The following is a 25,489-nucleotide window of genomic DNA, read 5'->3' on the forward strand; positions in this document are numbered from 1 at the left end:
AACAGTTGTTATGTGTAAAAAGAAACAAACGCACTTTTTAAGGGAATAATAAAATAGCTCTGAGTCCTGGATTGGCATTTTCAAGTAAAAGTTCACCTCCATGAAGTTTCATAACAGCTTTTGCTATGCTTAAACCAATACCAAAACCGGGCTGTGTACGACTTTCTTCAAGGCGAACAAATCGCTCTGTTACTTTTTCACATTTATCAGCTGCAATTCCTGAACCATTATCACGAACAACTACCAACAAACATGTACCACGACATTCCATCGATAAGCAAACCTCTGCTTTTTTTCCATCTTTAGGTGCATATTTAATAGCATTATCAATAAGATTAAAAATTGATTGTGCAACAAGTTCACGATTTAACGGAATTTCTTTATCAAATGTATTTCCTAATCGAAGCAAAACACCTAATTCTTCAGCAAAAGGTTCGTAAATCTCAACCGCATCTTCAAGAATCAGCTTCATATTCATAGTTTCAAGATGCTCAATTGCACTGCTAGCTTCAATGCGTGAAATCATTAAAATAGCATTAAAAGTACGAATAAGCTGATCTGATTCAACAATAACACCATCAAGCGCTTGTCGATATTCAAGCTCCGTCTTTTTACCAGAAAGCGCTTCTTCAGCACGATTTCTAAGGCGCGTTAATGGTGTCTTAAGGTCATGAGCAATATTATCTGATACTTGGCGCAAACCAATATTTAGCTCCTCAATTCGATCTAACATGACATTAAGATTGGCCGATAATCGATCAAACTCATCACCAACCCCAGAAACAGGTAAACGCCCACTAAAGTCACCTTCCATCAAACGCTGAGAAGCAGCTGTTACATGATCGATCCTCTGCAATGCTCGCCTGCCGACAAAAAACCATATTAATAAAGCTCCCCCAACCATTGCCACAAGAGCAATTATTACCGCTTTACGCATCACCTTTACAAAACGTTCTGGCTCATCTAAATCTCGACCTATAAGAATCTTCATAGCGTTGGGTAAATCAACAATAATTGCTAAAGCACGATGTTCACTTGTTTTGTCATGCTCTCCAAAGCGTGAATATAAAAAAGACTTCAAGAGAAAACCATCATTATTATGATTCAAAAGTCCAAGTTCAATATGTGCAACGTTCCCTGCTAAAGTGCGTCCCATAGGATCAGTGACAAGATAGAGAAAAGCTCCCGGTTGTCGCGAGCGATAATCGATAGTGCGCACCAATAAAGGCAATCCACCATAGTTATAAGCATTTTCAATACGCTTTAATTCTTCACGCAAAGCTTTCTCAGTTTGTTTTGTTAATAATGAAGCAGAAAATGCTATCATATAAACTGAAAGCCCTGTTGCAACTAATCCAAACAATAAAATGTAAAGTGCCGAAAGCCTTAGCGCAGTTGTACGCAATATATTAACCAAACGACTCATATTTCATTATCTGGTGCTTTCAGCATATATCCAGCTCCACGTACAGTATGAAGAAGTGGAATATCAAAATCTTTCTCAATTTTTGCTCTTAACCGAGATATGTGAACATCAATAACATTCGTCTGCGGATCAAAATGATAGTCCCAAACATTTTCCAAAAGCATAGTGCGTGTAACAACCTGACCAGCATATCGCATCAAATATTCCAGTAAACGAAACTCCCGTGGTTGCAATGTGATATTCATGTTACCACGTTTTACTGTATGTGCTAATCGATTAAGCTCAAGATTGCCTACACGATAAATAGTTTCTGCTTTTTCAGAATTTTTCCGACGCTGCAACACTTCAACACGAGCAAGAAGTTCAGAAAAAGCATAAGGCTTCGTCAAATAATCATCACCCCCTGCACGTAATCCTGTCACACGATCATTAACTTGTCCTAAAGCAGAAAGAATAAGAATTGGTGTTTTATTTCCTTTAGCACGCAACTCAGAAATAATAGAAAGACCATCACGATGTAAAAGCATCCGATCAACAACCATAACATCGTAATTTTCTGTTTCCGCTAAAGTGTATCCAGTATCTCCATCATACGCAACATCAGCTAAATGTCCTGCCTCTAAAAAAGCTTTTTCGAGATAACGCCCTGTTTCACGATCATCTTCGATAACGAGTATCTTCATAAAACGCGCCTCCGTTATTATTAAATAAAATCATAGAACAGAGGCTTACAAGGCCTCCATCCTACTCATAAACAAATGTTACTTTTTTAAAATTGGAAGAGCGATAAAACGATTCTTACCATTTGTTTGTAGTTGTAAGAGCACACCAGTTCGTCCTAATTTTTGTGCTTCTTTAATTATATCGGTAATATCAGATACTTTCTTAATAGGTTTATTATTAACTGTTACAATTACGTCACCAGGGTATATTCCTTTATCTTCTGCATCTGAATCTACACTTGTTACAACCACACCTATATCATCATCAGAAGGAGCAACGACTAAACCATAATCTTCTAATACATCATCTGAATTATTACGTTTCTTTTGATATTTTGAGTCTTCTTTTGCATCTTCGTTTTCAGGCATTGTATCAAGTTTTACCTTGAAAGTTTCCTCTTTACCAGATCTAAAAATAACTAAAGTCACTGTTTCTCCTGGCTTAATATTTCCAATACGCTTTGCTAAATCACGCACATCAGAAACCTTTTCCCCATTCACTGAAGTAATGACATCACCTGCCTTAATCCCAGCTTTTTTTGCAGGTCCTTTTAATGGATCAGTAACTAAAACACCTTTAGCCTCTTTTAAACCAATCGATTCAGAAATTTCTTCTGTTACAGACTGAATCTGAACCCCAAGCCATCCACGCTGAACGGAACCTTTTTCAATAAGTTGCTGCACAACCTGTTTTACTGTTTCTGCTGGAATAGCAAAGGCAATACCAACATTTCCTCCAGAAGGAGAAAAAATTGCCGTATTAACCCCAATAACCTTTCCGCTCAGATCAAAAGTTGGACCACCAGAGTTTCCTCGATTAACAGCAGCGTCAATCTGGATAAAATCATCATAAACACCAGCGCCAATATCACGTCCACGCGCCGAAACAATGCCTGCTGTCACAGTTCCGCCAAGACCAAATGGATTACCGATCGCAACAACCCAATCACCAACACGAAGCTTTGCATCATCACCAAAATCGACATACGAAAATTTTCTTTTTTCATCTACTTTTAATACTGCAAGATCGGTGCGCTGATCCGTTCCAACGAGTCTTGCATCCAATTCTGTACCATCATCAAGAACAACAGAATACTTTACACCATCAGAAATAACATGATTATTTGTCACAATATAACCATCAGACGAAATAAAAAATCCCGATCCAAAAGCTATAGGAGTGAGTTTACGTGAACGCTTTGAAGGTGTTTTGTTTGTCTTACTACGATTATAGAATTCCTCAAAAAACCTTTTTAAAGGATGTTGATTTGGCAATATATCAAATCCTGGTGCATTGTAAAAAAAATCACTAAAAAAATTCTCTTCTTTATTTTTATTGCCCTTCACTTGTACTGAAACAACAGCGGGTTTTACTTGAGAAACAACATCTGCAAATCCCTGCTGTTGAACTAATGAAGTAAAGATAGAGTTTGCATAAGCTGGTCTCGTCCATAAATTTGACACAGATCCACCCCAAAATAGAGCAATCTCCATAGCTGCAAAAAGACTTATCGCAGCTAATTTTGTAGAGAAAGTTTTTCTAACCATTTTATATACGCTCCTATTCAATAATTGATTTCATCTCGATTGCGCTTAATCATAAAATAAAAGATCTTACCATTTTCTGTCTAAATTATTAAAGTTTTGTAAGATTAGACGAGCAAAAACCCATAATCACAAATAGGACTAAATTATCGATTTAAATGCATCAAATTTTCTTTATCGATATTTCAAATAGTTATTTTTATCCGTATCGCCTTCTACAAAAAAGTATGACACTTATACCAATAGTCATCACTATCAAAGGCGACAACCATAAAAGCCACGTTGTTTTATTAAAAGGTGGTTTCAATAAGATAAATTCACCATATCGCTCAACAAGAAAATTAATAATCTGCTGATTGCTCTCACCCATTTTTAACCGTTCGCGAATTAAAAGCCGTAAATCACGTGCCAATGAAGCATCTGAATCATCAATTGATTGATTTTGACAAACTAGACAACGCAAATTCGATGCAATATCGCGCGCACGCACTTCAAGAACTGTATCTTTTAAAACTTCATCTGGCTCTACTGCTATGGTTAACGACAGGGGAAAAATAGCCATAAAGAAAAGCAAAATCCAAAATAGTATCTTTTTCATCTAATACCTTTTTAAATCTAGTATGAAAGGCCTCTTCAACCCGACACGAGACCAATAACTGAATAGAGAAAAACATCCCCCCATAGCCATCATCAATGCACCTAACCAAATAGAAATCACATAAGGTTTCCACCATATGTGCACAGCAAGTCCTTGATCATCTATACGTCCAGGAACAATATATAACTGAGATAAACCATGACTCCAGATACCAACTTCTGTTGTTGATGTCTTTTGACTTGGGTAAAATCGCTTTGATGCCACTACAGTGTGCAGTGTGTTGTTGTTTTCAGATATTGCAAAATTAAACTCCATTACAGAATAATTTTTACCAGCACCTTCTTGCACTTTGTCAAAGCGAATGATTTTATTCGCTATCGTCACCACATCTCCTATATGCATAGTTAAAACACGTTCTTGAGTGAAAGTCGCAACACATACAATACCAAATAGTGTAACACCTAATCCCATATGTGCCATCGCAGCACCAAAAGCTGACCATGGTAATCCAACAAATCTCTTAATCCGCACCGACAAAGCTATTTTATGATATCCGCTCTTTCCCCAAAGATCAGCCAAGCTTCCCAAAAAAACAAAAGCAGAAAGTCCAATCCCTAAAATTGCAAAAACATCACGCAAAGATGCTGCATAAAATATTATAAAACACGTCACACAGACTAATGCAAAAACAAACCATAACCGTTCAAAAACTGCGAGAAAATCACCACGTTTCCACGCCATCATTGATCCAAATGGAACAAACAACAGCAATAACATCATTAAGGGTCCACAAGTGAGATTAAAAAAGGCAGCGCCTACAGAAATCTTTTGTCCAGTTAATGCCTCAATAAAATAAGGATAGAACGTACCAATCAATATTGTTGCTGCTATTGTTATTAACAATAAATTATTTAAAACAATAAAACCTTCACGCGAAATTGGCTGAAATAATCTATCTGTTTTTAAAATAGGTACACGTAGAGTAAAGAGAAACAATGCCCCTACCATAAAGAATAATAATATAGCAAGAATTGCCCGCCCACGTGCTGGATCAAGTGCAAAACTATGGACAGATATAAAAAAACCCGAACGGACAAGAAAAGTTCCCATAAGAGAAAGAGAAAAAGTAAGTATAGCCAAAAATAAAGTCCAGCTTTTCAATGTTCCTCGCTTTTCAAGAACAAGAGCAGAATGCAAAAGAGCTGTTCCTGAAAGCCATGGCATAAATGAAACATTTTCAACTGGATCCCAAAACCAATATCCCCCCCACCCCAACTCATAATAAGCCCAATAGGATCCAACCATAATCCCTAGTGTCAAAAAAATCCAAGAAAGAAGAATCCAAGGACGAACCCAACGCGCCCAATTCCCATTAACATGTCCCACAACCAATGCAGCTACTGCAAAAGAAAAACAAATAGAAAAACCAACATAGCCTAAATAAAGAAGCGGTGGATGAATTGCTAAAGCGATATCCTGTAAAAGAGGATTTAGATCATTTCCCTGCAATGCTGGTGGACTAACACGTAAAAATGGGTTAGACATAAAAAGAATAAATAAAAGAAAAGTGCTTGTAATCAAACTTTGACAAATTAAAACTATCGCCTTGAATCGCTCAGGTAAATGTTGGCTAAATAACGCCATCAATGTACTAAAAAAAGCTAAACCTAAAACCCATAACAATATGGATCCTTCATGGTTACCCCAAACGCCCGTAATTTTATAAAGCATTGGTTTTTCCGAATGGCTATTCTCAACAACATTCAAAACAGAAAAATCAGATACTATATAAGCATGAACAATGGTTAAAAAAGATAATAATACAAGTATAAAGGTGACATGCGTTAATGGTACTCCTACCTGCATCAACGCACGTTCTCCTCGTACAACGCCAAAAGTAGATAAAATCATCTGTAACAAACTAACTGCAAACGCTGCGGCTAAAAGAATATGACCTAATTCAACGAGCACAACCTAATTGCCCTTCCATATCGTAGCGTTTTTTCAAGCAATCAGCCGTTCTTTTCGGCATATAAGTTTCGTCATGTTTTGCTAAAACGCGTGTACCAATAAAAAATCCTCGTTTGTCAAAAGCCCCCTCCACGATAACCCCTTGTCCTTCACGAAAAAGATCTGGTAATATGCCATTGAAAATTACCTTTTCATGTTTTTCGTTATCCGTTATGAAAAAAGTAACTTTCATCTTATCAATATATTGAACCGTCCCCTTTTCAACAAAACCTCCTAAACGTAAAGAGCGTCCCGTAAGAATATCTTCTTTTGTTATTTCAGATGGTATTCGAAAATAATTCACCGTATGACGCATTGCATACATAATAAAACTTATTGCAACGAACATAAGGAAAAAACACAGTAAGGCCATCAGCAATCGATTTTTTTTTCGCTGCTTTAAAATAACTTTCAATGAAGAAGGATTCTTTAAAAACTGACTGTTCATGGCCTATCTATAAACACCATTTTTATAAATGCGTTATATAAGCGCTAAATTATTATGATATGTTCTATCCTTTAAAGAGCTTCGCACATATTGCGTATAAGTGCAACTTTTATCCAATATCTTTCATCTTCCCAATGATTTTTGATTTATTAGTCATAAACTAGCCATCACCACTTTTTGAATATTCTATTAGATGAATCACGTAGCTGAATGATCATTGCTTCAACATGCGATCGCCCTGCAAAATCTTTAGGCATTGTATCAAGAAAATTTTGTAAGAATTGCATTGCCTGTACAGATTTCCTTTCTTGACGGAGCGCATCCGCTAACAATAAACGAGAATAAAAATCTTCTGGCGCTAAATCCGCAGCTTTCTGAAAAGCACTTTGCGCTTCTTGTGTAATTATTCCGCCCTCATAACCAACCAATGCTAAACCATACCCCACAAGTCTTGGAGCTGATTCTCCATTTAGACGAAGCGCATCTAAATAAATATTCACTGCATCCTGAAAATAACCTTCCTCAAGGTACCTTACTGCCAGCATATCTGCTAATTTGCCATCATTAGGTGTGCGTAAAAAAAGCACTTGCAGACGAACAAGCTGCTCATGCTTATTAAGTGCCTTTGGATCTTTGCTCATGAATTCGTTAAAAAAATAACTTTTAGTTTTCGGATTACCCGTAAAACTATAAATGCTCCATGTCATAAGAAAAACAAATAAAACACTAGAAGCTCTAAGAATATGTCTCTTTTTAAAATGCGTGGAAACTTTGTTAAACACAGCAAAATGCATACGATTTCTATAAATATTAACAGCAGAAAGTTGTTTCTCTTTTCTTTTGTCTACAGCTAAACCACAGCGAAAAAAAAGAATAATCGCCAAAAATAGAAGAAAAATTATAGCCAAAACTAATAATAACATATCACTTTGATGCCAATATGAAAATCAAAAAGCGTACTTCGTCATTCTATCCCTTCATTCCCTAAAGAGCTAATAAAAAACATTTAAAAATTATTTTTGTATGGATGGAAATTAGAAGTATGACTTCGTAAACTTTATTATCAATTTTTTTAATACATTATAAAGACACAAAATAAAGCTTTTTTATATTTCAACCAGACATAAAATAATTTCTACTCTGAATATTATATATGAAAGTGCCTCTCTATTTTACACACTTTAACATATTTTCACTGTTAGAAAAGGAAAATATGCTTATCGTCTTGGTAATAAAATTTTTGCGTATAGCCCACCTAAATCAGAACGTGATAAGAAAAAATTTCCACCATATTCGTTGACCATATCTGCAACAATCGCTAACCCAAGACCTGTTCCTGGCTTGCTTTCATCAAACCGATGCCCTCTTTTAAAGGCTTCACCAATTTGTTCTTCTGTTAAACCAGAACCATCATCTTCTACAATGACACTAAAAAATTCTGCTTCCTCAACATTTTCTTCCAAACAACAAGAGATCAAAATTTTTGTATGAGACCACTGGGCGGCATTCTCAATTAAATTACCCACAACTTCTTCTAAATCTTCCTTTTCACCGGAAAAAATAATATCATCAGCATCCATGATAAATTGAAATTGTTTCTCAGGATTAAGCTTTTCCATAACCCGCACTAAGCGATCAACTACCCTGCGAACAGACGTGTGATAAATGACACTGTCGCATTGTGCTGCAATCCGAGCACGTTGCAAATAGTGATTTATTTGAGCTTGCATCATTTTTGTTTGCTCTCTTAATAAAACAGCCTGTTCTCCGCGCATCTTATCAGCCTCATTCATAATAACTGATAAAGGCGTCTTCAATGAATGTGCAAGATTACCAACTTGCGTTCGAAACCGTTCAATAATTCGCTGATTATTATCAATAAGAGCATTCATTTCTTGTACTAACGGCATAACTTCACTGACTAAGTCCGTATTTACGTATTTAACTTTACCCTCGCGAATATCATTCAATGCTTGTCGGATAAGCTTCAATGGTTGAAAACTAAAAAAAATAATAGCAATGTTGATAAGAACACTGCCTATACCAAAACTCCAAAGAAAAATTTGCAAAATTTGCTTAAATTGCTGCACTTGTGCATGCACTTCATCAATATTTCCAACAAGACGAAAACGCGCAATATGATTCTGTTCATCAAGAACAACATCACTCTCAATTACTTGTAAATTCTGATCATTCGTTCCATTTATCCGATAAAATCGAAAAAATTTGTTGTCAAAAGGTATATCAACATCGCTTGATGAAAATATTTCTCCAGTTCCCAATGATGGAGATGTCAGTCTCCCTTGTAAATTAGGTGAAAGTGCAACAACTTCCCAATACCAACCCGACGTTGGATCTGAATAACGAATATCATTAATCCCAAGCTCTCCTCCTTTCAAATTCCCATCAGGTGACACAGTCACTGTTGCAATAAGACTATAAAGCTGAGCAGCAAGGATACGTTTCAGACTTTGCTCACTTGAGCGTTGATAAAACAAAACACTAACTGCAGAAATCGATGAAAGTGAAATAACGACCCATACTGTTGACAAAATCATAACGCGTAAGCTGAGAGATTTACCAACGAAAAAAAATATTCTTCTCAGCCAGATACTGTTTTTTAGAACTGTCATTAATCACCTAGTGCTCTTGCACGATATCCCATTCCGCGAATAGTTTCAATTAAATCTACCCCAAGCTTTTTACGCAATCTTCTTACAAAAACTTCAATCGTATTCGAATCTTTATCAAAATCCTGATCATATAAGTGTTCAATAAGCTCCGTCCTTGAAACCACCCTATCACTATGATGCATAAGATACGAGAGAAGCCTAAGTTCATGTGAGGTTAATTTAATCAGCTTATCATTAACAAAGACACGAGAAGTCTTAGTATCTAATAAAACATCGCCGCAGCGTAACATGCTTGTCGCATGGCCTGTAGCGCGGCGAATTAACGCCCGCAACCGTGCCATAACTTCTTCCAAATGAAACGGCTTAACAACATAATCGTCAGCACCTGCATCAATACCCAGTACCTTATCAGACCAACGATCTCGCGCTGTTAATATTAAAATGGGCATGAGATATCCTTCTTGGCGCCATTTTTCAATAACACTAATTCCATCTAGACGCGGTAAACCGATATCGAGAATTACAGCATCGTAAGACTCTGTACTTCCTAAAAAATAAGCTTCTTCACCATCAAAAGCACTATCCGAAACGTACCCTGCACTTTTTACAGCTTCCACTAATTGATGATTGAGATTCCGATCATCTTCAACAATTAAAATACGCATTATAATACCTGCCAAGCATTATATTAATAAGCAGGAACGGAAATCTCAATACGGCGCAACTTTTTACCATCATGGGCTGGTACGACAATAACAACAACACACATATCTCTTCCATCCTGAACAGTGTGAGTCGAACGTACTAACACTCCTCTTTGCTTTTCAGCAACATTCCTACCGACTTCAACACATTCAGAAGCCAAAACAGAATTTGCGCCTAGTAAAATTGTTATAATTATAAATGAGAAAACTTTTTCTATCATAGATATTTTATAATCTATTTTAGATGAATATAAAATGAATATTCTTTTTTCTATCTATTCAAAAATTATACACAGAGAATAACCTACCCTTTGTGCAATTAAATAATAAGTATTATTAAATTTTTTATTAATTTTAAATAAAATAGTTTAAATATTGTAAAATATTTTTTCATAGAAAAATAAAAAATTAATAAAGATTAATACACAAAATATCAAAATAAATTATCGTAATCTTTAAATAAAAAACTTTATTTTTAAAAACTATAGCAAAAAAATACTTGTACTCCATATAATAATTATAAATTTATTTGGTTGTATCACTTTGTTATAGGCTATTTAAAATGTTTGATTTTTTTAAAAAAAAGAAAGCACAACACAATAAGCCATTCCATAGTCCTGCACTCATTGAATTAGATGCATGGTTAGATACAATATTTTATCGTCTCCGCTCTATTAACAGTTTTTTCTGGAGTAAGGCAAAAATCATTTCACAATGTTTCCATATAAGAGGATGGAAACGATTTATAATCGAAGTTTTTGATGAAGCACTCACATTAGGATTGATTGGTTTTACTCTTTTTACGACTGTTGGAATTTCTGTTTTTGAATTGACAAAAAAAGATTGGGATTCGTCTAAAAATTTTTCCATCCTTTTTCTAGACCGCTATGGAAATCCTATAGGCAATCGCGGTGCTTTATCAGCTGTATCTGTTCCTATTGAAAAAATGCCTGATTATGTCATTAAAGCGGTTTTAGCGACAGAGGATCGTCGCTTTTTTAATCATTGGGGAATTGATTTGTACGGCCTTACACGGGCAATTTTGCAGAATATGCAAGCAGGAGGTGTCGTTCAAGGTGGTTCAACCATTACGCAACAACTGGCTAAGAACTTGTTTTTAACAAATGAAAGAACCATAACGCGCAAAATTAAAGAAGCTTATCTTGCTCTTTGGCTAGAAGCAAATTTCAGCAAAAAACAGATCTTACAACTTTATCTTGACCGAGCATACATGGGAGGAAGCAATTTTGGTATTGCAGCAGCAGCAAAATTCTATTTTGGGAAAAACATACGCAATGTATCCCTTAATGAATCCGCTATGTTGGCAGGTCTCTTCAAAGCTCCAACTAAATACGCTCCTCACAACAATCTGCTTGCTGCTCAAACACGCGCCAATGTGGTGCTTTTTAACCTTGTTAATAGCAAATTTATGACAGATAGCCAAATTATTAATGCCTATCACCATCCTGCCACAACTATTGTAAAAATAAAAAATAATCAGCCTGATTATTTTATTGATTGGGCATTCAGCGAAGTCAAAAAAATTAGTGACAAATTGCCAAGCCATACCTTGATCGTTCAAACCACTCTTGATCCATATATTCAAAAAGTGGCGGAAAAATCAATCGCGTATTATTTACATCAATATGGTCCACAATATCGAGCAACACAAGCAGCCGCTGTCATTCTTGACAATGATGGAGCCGTACGTGCAATTGTTGGAGGACTAGATTATAGCAAAAGCCAATTTAACAGAGCAACACAGGGTGGACGGCAACCTGGCTCTTCATTCAAACCTTACGTGTATGCAGCTGCAGTAGAGCGTGGTCTATCCCCTTCAACGATAGTCTTAGATGCCCCCATTAATTGGGGGGGGTGGTCACCAAAAAATAATTCTGGTCGTTATCTCGGAAAAATTGATTTAGCAACTGCTTTAGCCTTTTCTATCAATACAGTACCTGTCTATATTACACGTCAATATCTTAATCATGATATTCGACCAATTATAAATTTGATCAAAAATATGGGTATTACTGCTCATATTTTGTCACATAAAACAATGGTTCTTGGAACATCCAACATGACACCAATGGATCAAGCAACCGGCTTTAACGTCTTTGCCAATGGAGGCATGGCTGGGAATCGCCATGGCTTTACGCAAATTAGCACAACAGAAGGTCATGTTATATGGGATTGGAAGAATGATAGAAATAAACCACATCGGGTTATAAGCAAACAATCAGCAGCGTATATGAATCAAATGATGGTTGGTGTTACAACACGAGGATCTGGTAAACGCGCTGCTCTCCCTATGACTCTTGTTGCTGGGAAAACTGGTACATCACAAGCCTATCGTGATGCATGGTTTGTTGGCTTTACTGGAAATTATACTGGAGCTGTATGGATGGGCAATGATGATTTTTCACCAATGAATCGCGCTTTTGGTGGTGTCGTTCCTGCTATGATATGGCATAATATTATGCTCTACGCACATCAGAATATAATGATCAAACAGCTCTATGGCGTCAAAAATTCTATTCTTCCTTATCAGTCAAAAACACTTTCTTCTAACGATACGTCTGTATTTCCGCTTCAAATACCCCACACTCTTTCACCTGAAACATTAAATATTGTAAAACTAATTTATAGAGATCTAAACAATCCGTCTGCAATATTTTTAAGAACGAAAACTATTAAAGCTTCTGCATTTTAAATTTGAGATATTTTATCATGTTGCTTAATATTGCTCTTTCTTTTTTAATCTTTTCTTCTTCCATTTTATGTGGAATATTTAGTGTTAATTATATGCTCAATTCTTTCAATAGTTTTGGACAATTCACAATTGGAAAATGGAGCGCTTATCCGCAAGTGGACATAACAGAAACTGATCCCTATACCCGAGCACGTGCTACAAAACGAGGTGATATTTCACTCGGACGTACAGAAGGTCTCGTTTTCCAAATTTGGAAAGACAGTCACGGACACCCATTATCCTCTCATTGTGATTATTTGTTAAAAGGACACATTCCTGAAACCCGCCTCTTTACTCTTTATACAGCTGACAAATCCCTTAAACCCTATACTTTATCCCAAAAAATACCTTTTGAACTTTACACCGATAACATTATCTACGAAAGTGACGGCTCATTCCGCGTCAACATTTCTCCAAAACCGCAAGCTGGCAATTGGCTTGCAACAATTAGTCAAAAAAAATTTGGGCTTATTATAACTTTATATGATACCCCAATTATCTCTTCAACTATATTGCAAGAACTCACCATGCCATCTGTAGAAAAAATTTCATCAGGACAAAGAAACTGTGACTAAATTCATTCACATTGGCCTTCTTATAGGCATCGGTGCTATCATTACTCACATTTGTATTTTATTTTTCATTCCCTATTATACACAAAACAATATATGGGAGCGATTTAAAAAGCCGGAAAATTATTATCAATTTGCCGACGTAGATGTTAATGATCCTATTCACCAGTCCGCTGATCCGCTTTTTCTTCTTAACCTTTGTAGATTTGACCTCGATAATGGTCCTGTCCATTTAAAGGCTTTGAAAACGACACAATTTTGGTCGCTATTAGTTTACACACGCAATGGAATTATTTTTTACAGTCTCAATGACCAAACAGCTCCTAATGCTACGCTTGACCTTATCATCGGAAAACCCAGACAAATCATAGAACTCAAGAAATCAAAGCCTAGGAATAATACCAATTCAGTTTTAGTTGCTAAAGATTTAAATAAAGGCTTCGCTGTCTTACGCATCTTTTCTCCTTCTCCAATTGTAAAAGAAGAAAGTGAAGCTTTCCTTTCATCTGCAACCTGTCGCAGATTCAATGGATAATAATTATATCGATCTTTGCTTCTATAGCTTTCTTATTTCCATAAAAGCGAATAAAAATATATAGAATAATGAAATGTAAACTCAATCAACTAAAATCAAAATTAAGATATAGATCTTATTGCAATTTCTACTAAAGTAAAAATTATGAAAATAAGCTACATAACAATTACAAAAGCACAAATTTTTATAGAAACAGACACCAAAAACAAATCAGCACTATCGATTATAAAAATGAACGTGAATAAACATAAAAGTTTTGAACAAGTACGCCCGCATAAATCACAGAATTTATCACCTAAACTGAATTCATACTTAACCATTTTTCATAAAATTCAATTAATTGCGTGATCAGTTTACAAAAGAGATCGTAATTTCTCGCATAAATTAACTAAGATAAATACTGAAAATTGATGTGGCACAAAGCATTCTTGATCCCTCAAATAAGTGCTTTACCTTTGTAAAATATGAAACTTAAAAAAAGCTTCGTTTGTAATTTTGTTGTTGAGGAAAAGAGAGCTTAATGAAAAAAAGATATGTCCGGTTAACTTCAAGAGCAGCGGTATGGTCTCCCCGTTTTGGCGGATTAGCGTTTTTGATTTTGTTATTTTCAATACTTCTACAGCGCTTTTCCATGATTTATGTCACTGATTTCATGATTTTGATAACAATTTCCGCTTGCCTTATCGTTGTTTCCCTCTTTCTTGCTATAAAAGCGCTTTACAGCTTATGGATGTATGGCGCTCGAGGTGGAATGAAAGCTTTAAGAGGTATTATTTATTCATTGATAACCGCCACACCATTAATATTACTTTTAGGATTATGGTTTACACTACCAGCTATTTATGATGTCTCTACTGACACACAGGAACCACCATCTTTTTTTCGTACCATTCGTCCCAATAACGCTCTACCATTAAAAAATGTCTTGATTGAACAAGAAACATTGCAAATATCGAAATGGCCAGAAATGTCAGGACGTCGTTATGATGGCTCCCCTGACCATATTCGAGAGTCAGTTCTTAATGTTTTAGCCGCTTATGGTTGGCCTATTCTGTCCGAGCGGAAATTTAAAGATAAAGAAGATGCACTCTATATTGAAACAATAGCAAAAACTTTTTATCTTGGCTTTATTTCAGACATTGTGATTCGTTTAACAAATGAAGGAGATACAACTTTTGTTGATATGCGTTCTGCTTCGCGTTACGTGCCAAGAGATTTTGGAACAAACGCCGCTTTTATTATAGATTTCATGAATGCACTTGATACAGAAATAGCTTCACTTCCGCTTTTTGAAAATAACTAATGAAAGTTTAAAAAATGCGATATTGCATTTTATGCTATTTTGTTTACTCAATAAAAAGTCGTCGTAAGATCTAAAATCGCTTGTTTTGTATCATTTCAATTCAAGAGAAATTCAGGAATTGATGTTTTTGAAAAAAATGAGTATACTTGCGTATTTATTCAGGCATTTTTTTTCTTTTGACTTGAAAAATTAACTGATTTGTTTGTTTTCTGATTTTTTGATTACAATGGCAAATAAGATAGGGACTTGTCTTCTATATGTGTGTATCATTTTTAACGCTTTTACACAAAAAACTTATGTAAAATCCACTTCAAAGATATGTGGTTTTTTCTAACTTTCTAATAAGAACCTTTGCTGGGCAATCAATTATAATGGGTAGTTTTTTGCACTCTAGAAAACGATGCAATGCATTTTCCGTCTTTTTTAACCTCAAATACTTCATCCACTTTTTGCTTAAACTCATAATATCGAGTAATTCAAATACTAATATCAGTACCACAGCTCGCCATCACTATAGCACTATATAAAAGCGCATTTTGACTTATCTACATACTACTTTAACCGGAATATGGATAAAAGCTGGATAGCTTCTTAATCTTTTAATTAGAATCTATTTGGATTATAAGTGCCATTTTTTCTTCTCCAACCTTCTAGGTGATCGAAATTGTTAAACTACAATCCAATTTTTGCCTTTTGAGCTGCAAATTGTGCATCTGAACTTTAAAACTATTTTTTTACTATTGTTTTTATATTCTAAAAAAGGATATTGGATAAGTTTTTAAAAATTGTTATTAGAGTAAAAATAATAGTAACAATAATACAAATAAAAATTAGAATCTTAAATGATACTTTAAAAATTTTTTAAAATATCATTTTCAATGCTATTAATAATTTCTGTTTATTTTTCCATCTTTAGCGATAAGAAAACATAAGGCTAAAACCGCTTTACTAGGATTATAATTTTTCAATAAAGGATCTAAAATCCAAAGAAATTCTAAATTTCCAAAATCTGTAAGGATTGCTAAGATCTTAACAACATACGGAACTTCTTCCTGAAAGTTTTAAATCAAAGCTTTTTCCATCACATTCATGATATTAACTAAAGTATTACACTCCTTACCCTGAATATCATCACTATTGCAAAACTGATACAATACCATCCACAATTATATAAAGAATCTATACTAAGTTTCATTACACACTTCTGTGGATTTATTCTCTCAAATATGCTAAGTATTTTATCGTAATTTTTGTTGAAAGAAAAACTTTTTTGCGTCATCGAATCTTTTAATAATGTTCGTAAGGCAATCATGGATCCTTTCTTTATCTTGTCCTGATAAAATAACAATATACTCTTGAGGCACATCGCTGAATCTTATCATTTCTATGCAAGTAATCAATTAAATCCTTTTATTGCACTTCTAAAACTCTCACTGCTTCTATAAAATTAAATTGACCATAAGAATTTTTAAATTATCAAGTGCTTTCGCTTTTGGTTTGAATTCAACAACAATAGTACCTCTTTTCCGATTTTACCTGAATTCACAGAAACACTTGAAATAAGATCGATTGGTAATGAAACATTTATTTATAAAAAACTGAAAATAAGCTGGTTCAAGAAAGTTTTAGAAACCTGTTTATTTCATGACCCATGTAATGCGGCAAAAATAAAAAAACCGTATAAGATTAAAAAAATTAGTAGCAAAACGTTCAGCTAAAGTTTTGTAAATGAAAGCGCTTTTTAGCTGAACAGACAGACAATGTGGCATCACTCTATACAAAATAGCTGATAGAAAGCGCCTTGCAATAAAGGCAATAAAAAAACTATAAACAGATTCATAATAGGAAAAAACAACTTAATGAACTCAAAGAACCCCAGACTCCTTAAGCTTATATTTAAATCACTAATTTCACTAAATTATGGCTGGGGTACCTGAACTCGAATCTTAAATTTTAAAGCAATAACATATTGATTTTATTCATATTTTATAATGGTTCGGGATTGAAAAATATGGTTAGGGAATAGGATTTTTAAACGTATCTCTTGCCTCTATAAATCGCAATTTGTGATGAACAACTTTTTGGCAATAGCATTATTTGAAACGCCAAATTGTTATCAGGTAATTTCTTGATAAGACAGTAATATTTCTAATGTAACTGAAAGACATTGCTTGTTTTTCTTCCTTAATATGTCCACTTAAAGCAGCTTTTCTAACGCCTACATTGTTGCAATATTTACCTTTATAATTAACCGTACAAAACTTAAAAATAGCATAATCACGCCCAAATATTACTTTCATCAGAATGAGACACCAAAATTGTTCTGAACAAATTTTCTAGTAAACGAACCAACAATTGATTTTATTTTAATGCAAGTTACAAAGGCGCAAATAAACCTAATACTTTGAGTAGTTTTTTCTCCATCAACTATCAATAAAATGACATTTATCAAAATTTTAAGTTACTCAAAAATTACAGTCAAACTCACTAATTTTTCTATTATTTTAAATAGCATCGACAACGCAAGCACTATCCATAGCCTATACAACAATCCACCAAAAATCCAATCATGCTGAGAAAATAACTTGTAGAATCTGCTAATTAACATGCAAGCAATTTTATTACATCTACAACCAAGGCACAATGATTTCATCACTAAATTGCAATAAATTACACCGAAAATTAATACTGCTGATACAAATAAGCATTAAAAATGCTGTTGTTTAAAGTGACTAAAATCACAAAAAATAATAATTGTAAAATTTTTTTTTCAGCAGTAAACACACCTTTACATTCACTTCATATTGAATAAGTAGGCATGGGACTAAACATAAAAACATTATAAAGCACCTTCGGCAATTACACATTAATATAGATTGTTTATTAAGTATACAAAGCAAACTGTTTTAGACCGAATGCTTAAAATATAGCTTTTCAGATGCGCATTATAAAGTAATCGGCAATTAAAAAAAAATTAATCTTGTGATTTTAAATAAAATAGTGATTTAAGGTACAATAATGATAACAATTAAACAACACTTTGAAGAGTCATTAAAAATATTTGTCCAGAATATTCAATACAATATAAGCGATAAAAACGGAAAATGGTCTATCAAGGGATTTATTGATACAGATAAAAACATTTACACTATTTCTACTGATACTAAAATTGTATCCAAAATTTTGGAAATTCACATCTTTCCTTTGTTGTTAAAATTTGCCGAACAAAATAGATATAATATTGTTTTAGCTAAGCACCAGAACTATTATCCTGACATCTCTTTTGTTTCAATGAAAAATGCAAATGTAAAGTTTGCTGTTGATTTTAAGACCACTTACCGCATTCCTAAAAAACCGCATTTATGCAATGGTTTTACACTAGGATCTCATGGTACTTATTTCACTGATAGAAGTAGTAATAAAAACATCCAATTCCCTTATAGTAGCTACTTAGGGCACTACTGCCTAGGAATCATTTACGATAGGACAATATCAAATAATATTGACGAAATTAAAATTTTTAAATTAGAACAATTATACTCTATTGCATCTGTTATTAGCAATTTTCAATTTTTTGTCGTAGAGAAGTGGAGAATTGCCAGTGATAAAAGCGGCAGTGGTAATACAGCTAATATTGGAAGCATTAATAATATTGAGGATATTATTAATGGTAATGGCACGTTTTCGAAATTAGGGGAAAACTGGTTTGATGATTACTGGATAAACTATAATAAAATTAAAATAAAAACAGACAATGGAAACATTCAAACTATTAGTAATTTAAAGGATTTTGTTATTTACCGTCAAGGAAATATTGATTTAATTGTTGCTAAAAATAACAATGACAGGAGGTAAAATTGAAAATATGTATCCCTCCAATTAAATCGCAAGGTATTAAAACGAAATTAGTGCCTTGGATCGCCGAATATGTCCCGCATAATTTTAATGGTATTTGGATTGAGCCATTTATGGGAACTGGAGTCGTTGCATTTAATCTTGCGCCCCAAAACGCTCTGCTGTGTGATACTAATCCACATTTAATTAACTTTTACCAATCTATACAAAATAAAAGTATCACACCATGTTTGGTTAGAAAATACCTTGAAAAAGAAGGCCAATCTTTACTGAGTAAGGGTGAAGAGCATTATTATTTCGTTCGAAATAGATTTAATAACTACCATGAACCGCTAGATTTTTTATTTTTAAATCGAGCTGGATTTAATGGTATGATTCGATTTAATCGCAACGGCAAATTTAATATTCCTTTCTGCCATAAACCAAATCGGTTCGCTAAATCGTACATAACAAAAATTGTAAATCAAGTTGATAATATATCTCAAATAATCGAAAAGAAACGATTTCAATTTATCTGTCAAGAATTTGAAAAAACTATTAGCTTAGCGACTAACAAGGACATTATTTATTGTGATCCACCTTACATCGATCGCCATGTTGATTATTTTAACTCTTGGAATGAAGATAATGAACGAAAGCTGTACGATTTACTATCCAAAAACCAATCAAAATTCATTTTATCAACTTGGAGTTACAACAGCTATCGCAAAAATCAATATATTCAAAGCCTGTGGTGTAACTTCGAGATTCATAGCAAAGAACATTTTTATCACGTGGGTGCAAAAGAATCTAACAGAAACACAATGATGGAAGCAATTATAAAAAATTTTTCGCATACTAATGTTGCTAAAAATAACAACTGATGAGAAAAAAAATTATCATTTCACGATATAAACATATAACTAAAAATATAAATGAACATAATCAAAGTAAGTTAAAACTCTATCAATACTGTCTTTTAAAATATTTTTTTTCATATTATCCAAGTAAAAGAAAAATAGCCTTATCCTTTTCAGAGCAGCGCAAATACAGCCTTTATTTTCAATTTTTTGAAAACCACTGCTTTAGATGTGCAAAGATACTGTCCATTGCTTCTATGAGACGCGCAAATTCAAGAATAAATAGAAAGATGATGAGCACGATCCACTTCATGAAACGAGACATCATTTTTACACTTTGATAGGTCACTATCATCTCTTGAAGCATCTCTTTTTCTGCATCTGTAAGTTCTGTAACTTTTTCAGTTTTTCTTCTGGCCATACTTCCACCCACACAAACGTTCCCCTTGCTGGTTATGCTTTAAAATGTCTCTTGCTAAAGTTGAGCTAATTGCCGTAACATCTTGCTTACTCAAGTGAATGGGCATCCAACCAACACAAGAGACATGTTCATTTGTCACGCACCCAGTGAGAAAGCTCAACACGCACATCAGTGTCACTTTTCTTATTAATCTCATTTTCTACCTCAAGCCGTGTTGTTGCTGCTTTTAGCGCTTTCTTTATTTGCTTTTGTTGCTCAGCATTTTTTCCAAGGTAAAAAGCTTTCGCTAAAGCCATAAAAAAAGCAGCCAAAGCTGCCATAATGAGTAGCAGATTTTTCTTCATACGCCAGATCATAGACGTTGCTCATGAAAACGTTTAGCGACAAGCACAATTCCAGTACAAGCAGCTATAACCATAATGACTGCCAAAGCCCATTGAACTGGACCATTCCCCGCGACCAAACCTCCAAGCCCAGAAAAAGAACCTATAATCGGTGCTAAAGCTTCTATTTTGAAAAGACCTGTTGGTTCTTTTGTTTCTACTGCCTGATAGTTTGAACAAACATAAGAGCCCCGCGCCCATAACCCTGCTTCTGCTGCACGGCGATTAACAAGACCTTGCAAACGCTTTCCCCCTGCTTTCGTCCATCTCTGTAATTCAAATGGCACTGCTTCATAATCCCCTTTATTCAGCTTTCTGAGCAATGTCGAATTGCAAAATGCTGTCGTTCCTACATTATAACAAAAGGAGACTAACGCTGCGAATTGCTCATCGGTTAAAGGAACAACGACTGCTTGCTCAACAACCTTCTCAAATTGTTTTAAATCTTGAAATAAAATATCCTCTGCCACTTTTTCAGTGATACTCATACCTTTACGCACCAAAGGTTCTCCAGCAGCGTTGGTATGGCCATAACCAATTGTCCATACACCAATAGCATCCTGATAAGACTGTAATCGCAGTCCTTCCCATTGCTTAATGAGCATAAGCCCTTCTTTCGATATTTTTCGCATTGCTTCCCTCCATAAAAAAAGCCCCGCAAAACGCGGAGCTGATTGACATATTTAAAATTCATTTTCCCGTCTTTAATAACGGGAAGAGATAAGACTCATTGATAAGGGTTAAGCCACTTTTTTAAGTGGGTTTTCTAAACTTGGATCATATGCCTTCAACAAAGAATCGATACCACGAGGAAACTCTGAATCTCCAAAGTCTGTAAGAACCGCTAAAAGCTTAAGGATATGCGCATCTTTCTTGATCTTTGAAACCAAAGCTTTTTCTACTACACTCATGGTATTAGCTATGGCATTACAGTCTTCGTCTTTAATACCATCACAAAGCTTAAACAACGCTATCCACAAATCACACAAAGAGTCGATATCAGTCTTCATTGTACACCCCCATGGATTTCTTCTCTCAAGTATGCCAAGCCTTTTGCTGTAACACGTGCCTGAACAGAAACTTTTTCGCTGCCATCATCTCTTCTAAACACATTCGTTGCGCAATCCATAAGCCCCTGTTGTATCTTATCCTGATAGGGTACAAATTCAGATGTACCCACGCGCTTATATATCCAACGTTTTTGCTTCATGTAGCCAAATAGATCTTTCGGACGTATTTCAAGCATTTTAGCGGTATCTGTGATGCACATGGTGCCCTCAGCACGGGTTAAGTGGTCATAAGCTATAACCTTAGGGGTTTGTTGTTCAATCAACGCGTCTTTATTTTGCAACTCCTCTTGCATATGGGTGATAACGCCAAGTATCGTGCGTGGATCCGAATAATCAATCTGTGGTGCGGATACTTGCTTCTCCAATTCTTGCCACCGGTCAACTATCTTAGCTCGCAATGTAGTGCTATAACCTGAAACCAAGATAAGACATTCACGCTTGGGAAGGTGGTAACAAGAGCGTATTTCACCTTTTCCATCAACGTAAGTACCGCTAAAATCAACCGATCCAAATTTGGATTGGTTAAGTTCCTCAAGCATTTTTCGAATATCACGCATCACATGTGCATGTTGTTTATCACACAATTCTGCAATCTCACGGCTAGACATAGTCTGAACCGCAGCATTGTTAGTGCTTTCTGTAATTTTCATGAAAGTGTTCATGATGAACTCCTATCGATTAGATGTTTGTTAATGACGCTCTAGGGGAGTGTCGGGCGCTAACAAACACGGTCGATAGTCCGTCGTCACGCCTTTCCCATAAAGGGTATTGTATAACGTAACTACACCCGACGATGTCACTATATGTCACAGACATACAATGAGTCAAAGCCTTTAATGTGCGGAAAAGAAGACTGTATCGGCAATCTATCCGCTATCGATTTAAGGTGTTTGTTAGGCACCTGAATCAATAGTAGACATATTTCTGACATATTGTCAATGAGTAAAATTCACGCAATCATATTTGCTTTTAAATTAGATCTATAAAACCACGCAGCAAAAAGGACTTCCCCGCTTAATGTTTTAATCACTCTTTTATATAATGTAGAAAATATAAGCGTTAACAAGCAGCTTACATTGTGAATCTAAAATTGTAATTATCGCGTATATTAAAAATTTCGTTTCATGTAACCTTTTTTTGTGTTATACGTTACATGAAACATGATGGAGATTTTATTATGGGCACAATGCACGTGAATGAACGAGTTCGCAAACATCGCAATACACAAAGAAAAGCGGGACTACGCTTAATGCAAATTTGGGTTCCAGATACACGCCAATCAAATTTTGCAGAAGAATGTCGTCGTCAATCCCGCTTAGTAGCAAAAATGGATCAAGCTGATGCATCAATACAGTTGTTTATGGATCAATCTTTAATGGATGTTGATGGCTGGACAGAATGATGCGTGGTTCTCTAGTAACAATAGCGGTACAAGGTGACTTTGGTAAACCAAGACCTGCATTGATCATTCAAGCTAATCAATTTAGTGAGCATACGAGCATGACGGTTTTACCAATTACAAGTACACTTGTTGATGCGCCATTACTCCGCATTACAATTCAGCCAAACGCTAAAAATGGTTTGCAAAAGCCTTCGCAGGTAATGATTGATAAGATTATGACGGTAAGGTGTGACAAAATGAGCTCCATTTTTGGCTCTCTTCAAGCAAAGGAAATGCTAGAAATTGAACGTTGTTTGGCTGTATTTTTAGGAATAGTAAAATAATATCATAATATTTTTGCTGATTTTACTCATCTATCTTCCTTATCCATATGAATAACATCCTCTCCTTCACCATATGACGCATCAGATGGAGCGTTGGGATCGATGATGTCATCTTTGTCTGGTGTTGTATTAGCAATATTCCCTGCTGGATCTTCCTGTGCTTTATTAAAGAGCTCGCATTCTATGTTTGTGGTGTAACCGCCAGTTTTATCAAGTTTGTGCTTAACGCTTTTGATCCGCCATTCTGCTGGAATATAAGGTCGGAAAGGCGGTTCTTGAATAAGCTTTGCTTCTGCTTGGATCAGGGGATTGCCACCCATGCTACACGAAAAGGATGATTTCCCACGTGATGATTTATTACGATAAGCAGCAATGGCTGCAACAGCTTCTGATTGATTATGATAGGTATATTTTAATTCATGAAAGGGTGCATTCCCAACTTTGACCTCTTTTTTCTCACCACTGCGTAAATCATAATAAGCAGCAAGAACACCACCCTTTTTCTCTTCCTCTTGTTCAGGTGTTTGTTCTGTTTCTTTTAGATTTGGTGATGTAGAGTTTTCTTTTGTCTCTCCTTCATCCATATGGATAAAGTTTTCATCTTCCCCAATTTCTTCTGGTGCTCGTGCATTGGCAGCCGCTTTTTGATCGTTCCCCACATCTATTTCTAAGCCATTGGCTGCACCTGCTTCCTCACGTGCGCTGTACTTAAAATCCCAAGAGCTACACATTTGTTCACTGATGAAAACAATAGGAAGTAGCTCACCTGTTATAGCTTTACCAAACCCACGCTTGGCAAGCACAAGTTTGCCATCAACAGGCTTTGCAACAGCATCATATTCTGCCGCAAGGCGTGCAGCAAAAGCCATATCACTTTCCGCTGTTTGGTCAATGTGACGCACAACAATCTTTGCTAACGTGGGATCAACCTTTGCTGTATAGCCATTGCGTTTTGCTATCTCTTGGATAATGTTGCCCAATGTTGTTTGATGATAAGACTGGCTTTTGGGTGTTCTGTAGGAAGTGTTCATTGAAGCCGCACGCCCTGTAACACTTAAGCTTTGTGGAGGGCTGCTTACCGATATTTCATCAATCAAGTAAGTGCCCATATCTCGCACGACTCCCCCTTCATAACCAAGAGTGAGAGAAATCACTGTTCCAATCAAAGGAATATCAAGAAAGCCATTGTCATTTTCCCGTGCACGATCATCAAGCTCTATGGTAACACGATCGCTTTTCTCTTCTGCTTCATCGGTGATTTCAATCGACAAAACATAATCCATTAAAGAGTTGGTAATGTCTTCACCATTTGCCGTAATCTTACAAAAAGGCTTCATGATTTGCTCCCCCAGATTCTAATCACTGGTGTGGCTTTAGGATAAGGGAGTGAAGGCAAAATGATTGTTATGCCTGCTTTTAACAGAGCGCCATAATTTGCAAGACCGTGGTTCGCAGCATAAACACGTTCAACAGCAAGGGCTTGCTGACCCTTGGGATAATATTTCCAGCAAATGGCATCAACCATATCGCCTTCTTCTGTGATGTAAAGATCACTCACCAACCCCCTCCATCTTCTCCGTATTCTTTTAATTTCACGGTAAATTCTTGTTTCTTGGGAGTGCCGTTTTTATGGAAAAAGCTTTGCTTTTCCTCAACAGAAAGAATGACAAACTTCCCTAAAATCCTCCCCTGTCCCGTCACAAGGATATGCGCACCGTTATGTGCCATTTTTCGCAGTTGTTCTATCTGTCCAGACCCACCTTTAAAGTCTGGATACACCACACCTGTTAAAGAAAATTCTGCATTGGCAACAGCTGGCAATTGCAGTGCAGCTTTTCTCCCCAATCGCCCCTGCTCAACCCATGGAATATCGTACAACAGATCAAGTTTTTGATAAGCTGCCGTTTCCACCGAAAAAATAAAATTTCCCAAAGCTAACATCATGGCA

The 25,489-nt window shown here is 35.5% G+C and carries 26 protein-coding genes and 1 pseudogene; 9 read left to right on the forward strand and 18 right to left on the reverse strand.

What is annotated here, in order from left to right; all coding sequences use genetic code 11:
* Positions 1–37: 37 nt before the first annotated feature.
* The 10 genes from V4B18_RS06790 to V4B18_RS06835 form a co-directional block, all read right to left on the reverse strand.
* Positions 38–1,426, reverse strand: coding sequence for an ATP-binding protein (locus V4B18_RS06790; protein WP_455475679.1), 1,389 nt, complete (start codon positions 1,424–1,426; stop codon positions 38–40).
* Entirely contained in the window at positions 1,423–2,109 is a 687-nt protein-coding gene (locus tag V4B18_RS06795) for a winged helix-turn-helix domain-containing protein (protein WP_455475680.1), read from the reverse strand. The genes V4B18_RS06790 and V4B18_RS06795 overlap by 4 nt, the downstream gene beginning before the upstream one ends.
* Before the next feature lie 78 nt (positions 2,110–2,187).
* A complete protein-coding gene (locus tag V4B18_RS06800) occupies positions 2,188–3,696 on the reverse strand; it encodes a Do family serine endopeptidase (RefSeq protein ID WP_455475681.1) in 1,509 nt (502 codons plus the stop codon).
* 196 nt (positions 3,697–3,892) lie between these two features.
* Positions 3,893–4,291, reverse strand: a complete 399-nt coding sequence (locus tag V4B18_RS06805; RefSeq protein ID WP_455475682.1) for a cytochrome c-type biogenesis protein — start codon at positions 4,289–4,291, stop codon at positions 3,893–3,895.
* Positions 4,292–6,262, reverse strand: coding sequence for a heme lyase CcmF/NrfE family subunit (locus V4B18_RS06810; RefSeq protein ID WP_455475683.1), 1,971 nt, complete (start codon positions 6,260–6,262; stop codon positions 4,292–4,294). It abuts the gene before it with no gap.
* On the reverse strand, positions 6,252–6,749 hold the full coding sequence (ccmE, locus tag V4B18_RS06815) for a cytochrome c maturation protein CcmE (protein ID WP_455475684.1): 498 nt from the start codon (positions 6,747–6,749) through the stop codon (positions 6,252–6,254). Before ccmE ends, V4B18_RS06810 begins: the two co-directional genes overlap by 11 nt.
* 167 nt (positions 6,750–6,916) lie before the next feature.
* Positions 6,917–7,672 (reverse strand): tetratricopeptide repeat protein, encoded by a 756-nt coding sequence (locus V4B18_RS06820; RefSeq protein WP_455475685.1) that lies wholly within the window; start codon positions 7,670–7,672, stop codon positions 6,917–6,919.
* Positions 7,673–7,966: 294 nt separating this feature from the next.
* The gene (locus tag V4B18_RS06825) at positions 7,967–9,382 is read right to left on the reverse strand and encodes an ATP-binding protein (protein WP_455475686.1); all 1,416 of its coding nucleotides are present in this window, start codon (positions 9,380–9,382) and stop codon (positions 7,967–7,969) included.
* Positions 9,382–10,047 (reverse strand): response regulator transcription factor, encoded by a 666-nt coding sequence (locus V4B18_RS06830; protein WP_455475687.1) that lies wholly within the window; start codon positions 10,045–10,047, stop codon positions 9,382–9,384. The genes V4B18_RS06825 and V4B18_RS06830 overlap by 1 nt, the downstream gene beginning before the upstream one ends.
* A gap of 23 nt (positions 10,048–10,070) precedes the next feature.
* Positions 10,071–10,307 carry a hypothetical protein gene (locus tag V4B18_RS06835; RefSeq protein ID WP_455475688.1) on the reverse strand — a complete coding sequence of 79 codons (237 nt, stop codon included), beginning with the start codon at positions 10,305–10,307 and terminating at the stop codon, positions 10,071–10,073.
* Positions 10,308–10,648: 341 nt separating this feature from the next.
* On the opposite strand from V4B18_RS06835, the gene V4B18_RS06840 reads away from it, so the two are divergent.
* The 7 genes and pseudogenes from V4B18_RS06840 to V4B18_RS06870 all read left to right on the forward strand — a co-directional run bounded on the left by V4B18_RS06840 (position 10,649) and on the right by V4B18_RS06870 (position 19,966).
* Positions 10,649–12,799, forward strand: a complete 2,151-nt coding sequence (locus V4B18_RS06840; protein ID WP_455475689.1) for a transglycosylase domain-containing protein — start codon at positions 10,649–10,651, stop codon at positions 12,797–12,799.
* 17 nt (positions 12,800–12,816) lie between these two features.
* The gene (locus tag V4B18_RS06845) at positions 12,817–13,413 is read left to right on the forward strand and encodes a DUF1214 domain-containing protein (RefSeq protein WP_455475690.1); all 597 of its coding nucleotides are present in this window, start codon (positions 12,817–12,819) and stop codon (positions 13,411–13,413) included.
* Entirely contained in the window at positions 13,406–13,945 is a 540-nt protein-coding gene (locus tag V4B18_RS06850) for a DUF1254 domain-containing protein (RefSeq protein WP_455475691.1), read from the forward strand. Before V4B18_RS06845 ends, V4B18_RS06850 begins: the two co-directional genes overlap by 8 nt.
* A gap of 520 nt (positions 13,946–14,465) precedes the next feature.
* Positions 14,466–15,248 (forward strand): DUF1499 domain-containing protein, encoded by a 783-nt coding sequence (locus tag V4B18_RS06855; protein WP_455475692.1) that lies wholly within the window; start codon positions 14,466–14,468, stop codon positions 15,246–15,248.
* Between the two features lie 1,526 nt (positions 15,249–16,774).
* A pseudogene (locus V4B18_RS06860) lies at positions 16,775–17,078 on the forward strand (tyrosine-type recombinase/integrase); the annotation flags it as partial.
* 1,188 nt (positions 17,079–18,266) lie between these two features.
* Positions 18,267–19,103 carry a type II restriction endonuclease gene (locus V4B18_RS06865; RefSeq protein WP_455475693.1) on the forward strand — a complete coding sequence of 279 codons (837 nt, stop codon included), beginning with the start codon at positions 18,267–18,269 and terminating at the stop codon, positions 19,101–19,103.
* Positions 19,104–19,105: 2 nt separating this feature from the next.
* The gene (locus V4B18_RS06870) at positions 19,106–19,966 is read left to right on the forward strand and encodes a DNA adenine methylase (protein WP_455475694.1); all 861 of its coding nucleotides are present in this window, start codon (positions 19,106–19,108) and stop codon (positions 19,964–19,966) included.
* 178 nt (positions 19,967–20,144) lie between these two features.
* Here the strand turns inward: V4B18_RS06870 and V4B18_RS06875 are convergent, their stop codons facing one another.
* The 5 genes from V4B18_RS06875 to V4B18_RS06895 form a co-directional block, all read right to left on the reverse strand.
* Positions 20,145–20,363, reverse strand: a complete 219-nt coding sequence (locus V4B18_RS06875) for a hypothetical protein (protein WP_455475695.1) — start codon at positions 20,361–20,363, stop codon at positions 20,145–20,147.
* Between the two features lie 128 nt (positions 20,364–20,491).
* The gene (locus tag V4B18_RS06880; RefSeq protein WP_455475696.1) at positions 20,492–20,719 is read right to left on the reverse strand and encodes a hypothetical protein; all 228 of its coding nucleotides are present in this window, start codon (positions 20,717–20,719) and stop codon (positions 20,492–20,494) included.
* The gene (locus V4B18_RS06885; RefSeq protein WP_455475697.1) at positions 20,716–21,378 is read right to left on the reverse strand and encodes a lysozyme; all 663 of its coding nucleotides are present in this window, start codon (positions 21,376–21,378) and stop codon (positions 20,716–20,718) included. Before V4B18_RS06885 ends, V4B18_RS06880 begins: the two co-directional genes overlap by 4 nt.
* A 108-nt stretch (positions 21,379–21,486) precedes the next feature.
* Entirely contained in the window at positions 21,487–21,756 is a 270-nt protein-coding gene (locus V4B18_RS06890; protein WP_455475698.1) for a hypothetical protein, read from the reverse strand.
* Positions 21,753–22,478, reverse strand: a complete 726-nt coding sequence (locus V4B18_RS06895) for a phage antirepressor KilAC domain-containing protein (protein ID WP_455475699.1) — start codon at positions 22,476–22,478, stop codon at positions 21,753–21,755. The genes V4B18_RS06890 and V4B18_RS06895 overlap by 4 nt, the downstream gene beginning before the upstream one ends.
* Positions 22,479–22,993: 515 nt before the next feature.
* Here V4B18_RS06895 and V4B18_RS06900 point away from each other — a divergent pair.
* Positions 22,994–23,218, forward strand: coding sequence for an antitoxin MazE family protein (locus tag V4B18_RS06900; protein ID WP_455475700.1), 225 nt, complete (start codon positions 22,994–22,996; stop codon positions 23,216–23,218).
* On the forward strand, positions 23,218–23,541 hold the full coding sequence (locus V4B18_RS06905) for a type II toxin-antitoxin system PemK/MazF family toxin (protein ID WP_455476557.1): 324 nt from the start codon (positions 23,218–23,220) through the stop codon (positions 23,539–23,541). The genes V4B18_RS06900 and V4B18_RS06905 overlap by 1 nt, the downstream gene beginning before the upstream one ends.
* Positions 23,542–23,567: 26 nt before the next feature.
* Here V4B18_RS06905 and V4B18_RS06910 read toward each other — a convergent pair whose 3' ends face one another.
* Genes V4B18_RS06910 through V4B18_RS06920 form a run of 3 tightly spaced genes read right to left on the reverse strand, consistent with a single transcriptional unit; the run spans position 23,568 to position 25,485 of the window.
* Positions 23,568–24,878, reverse strand: coding sequence for a phage late control D family protein (locus V4B18_RS06910; protein ID WP_455475701.1), 1,311 nt, complete (start codon positions 24,876–24,878; stop codon positions 23,568–23,570).
* A complete protein-coding gene (locus V4B18_RS06915) occupies positions 24,875–25,099 on the reverse strand; it encodes a tail protein X (RefSeq protein WP_455475505.1) in 225 nt (74 codons plus the stop codon). The genes V4B18_RS06910 and V4B18_RS06915 overlap by 4 nt, the downstream gene beginning before the upstream one ends.
* Complete coding sequence (locus V4B18_RS06920; protein ID WP_455475506.1) at positions 25,096–25,485, reverse strand: phage tail protein; 390 nt, start codon at positions 25,483–25,485, stop codon at positions 25,096–25,098. Before V4B18_RS06920 ends, V4B18_RS06915 begins: the two co-directional genes overlap by 4 nt.
* Positions 25,486–25,489 lie beyond the last annotated feature (4 nt).

Source organism: Bartonella sp. B17, from assembly GCF_053795755.1.

Coding starts and splice junctions, on each gene's coding strand:
- V4B18_RS06800 (WP_455475681.1), bottom strand. CDS start 3,696: ATGGTTAGAAAAACTTTCTCTACAAAATTAGCTGCGATAAGTCTTTTT.
- V4B18_RS06910 (WP_455475701.1), bottom strand. CDS start 24,878: ATGAAGCCTTTTTGTAAGATTACGGCAAATGGTGAAGACATTACCAAC.
- V4B18_RS06890 (WP_455475698.1), bottom strand. CDS start 21,756: ATGAAGACTGATATCGACTCTTTGTGTGATTTGTGGATAGCGTTGTTT.
- V4B18_RS06880 (WP_455475696.1), bottom strand. CDS start 20,719: ATGATCTGGCGTATGAAGAAAAATCTGCTACTCATTATGGCAGCTTTG.
- V4B18_RS06805 (WP_455475682.1), bottom strand. CDS start 4,291: ATGAAAAAGATACTATTTTGGATTTTGCTTTTCTTTATGGCTATTTTT.
- V4B18_RS06820 (WP_455475685.1), bottom strand. CDS start 7,672: ATGTTATTATTAGTTTTGGCTATAATTTTTCTTCTATTTTTGGCGATT.
- V4B18_RS06905 (WP_455476557.1), top strand. CDS start 23,218: ATGCGTGGTTCTCTAGTAACAATAGCGGTACAAGGTGACTTTGGTAAA.
- V4B18_RS06840 (WP_455475689.1), top strand. CDS start 10,649: ATGTTTGATTTTTTTAAAAAAAAGAAAGCACAACACAATAAGCCATTC.
- V4B18_RS06845 (WP_455475690.1), top strand. CDS start 12,817: ATGTTGCTTAATATTGCTCTTTCTTTTTTAATCTTTTCTTCTTCCATT.
- V4B18_RS06855 (WP_455475692.1), top strand. CDS start 14,466: ATGAAAAAAAGATATGTCCGGTTAACTTCAAGAGCAGCGGTATGGTCT.
- V4B18_RS06795 (WP_455475680.1), bottom strand. CDS start 2,109: ATGAAGATACTCGTTATCGAAGATGATCGTGAAACAGGGCGTTATCTC.
- V4B18_RS06895 (WP_455475699.1), bottom strand. CDS start 22,478: ATGAACACTTTCATGAAAATTACAGAAAGCACTAACAATGCTGCGGTT.
- V4B18_RS06875 (WP_455475695.1), bottom strand. CDS start 20,363: ATGGCCAGAAGAAAAACTGAAAAAGTTACAGAACTTACAGATGCAGAA.
- V4B18_RS06865 (WP_455475693.1), top strand. CDS start 18,267: ATGATAACAATTAAACAACACTTTGAAGAGTCATTAAAAATATTTGTC.
- ccmE (WP_455475684.1), bottom strand. CDS start 6,749: ATGAACAGTCAGTTTTTAAAGAATCCTTCTTCATTGAAAGTTATTTTA.
- V4B18_RS06825 (WP_455475686.1), bottom strand. CDS start 9,382: ATGACAGTTCTAAAAAACAGTATCTGGCTGAGAAGAATATTTTTTTTC.
- V4B18_RS06830 (WP_455475687.1), bottom strand. CDS start 10,047: ATGCGTATTTTAATTGTTGAAGATGATCGGAATCTCAATCATCAATTA.
- V4B18_RS06920 (WP_455475506.1), bottom strand. CDS start 25,485: ATGATGTTAGCTTTGGGAAATTTTATTTTTTCGGTGGAAACGGCAGCT.
- V4B18_RS06885 (WP_455475697.1), bottom strand. CDS start 21,378: ATGCGAAAAATATCGAAAGAAGGGCTTATGCTCATTAAGCAATGGGAA.
- V4B18_RS06790 (WP_455475679.1), bottom strand. CDS start 1,426: ATGAGTCGTTTGGTTAATATATTGCGTACAACTGCGCTAAGGCTTTCG.
- V4B18_RS06900 (WP_455475700.1), top strand. CDS start 22,994: ATGGGCACAATGCACGTGAATGAACGAGTTCGCAAACATCGCAATACA.
- V4B18_RS06835 (WP_455475688.1), bottom strand. CDS start 10,307: ATGATAGAAAAAGTTTTCTCATTTATAATTATAACAATTTTACTAGGC.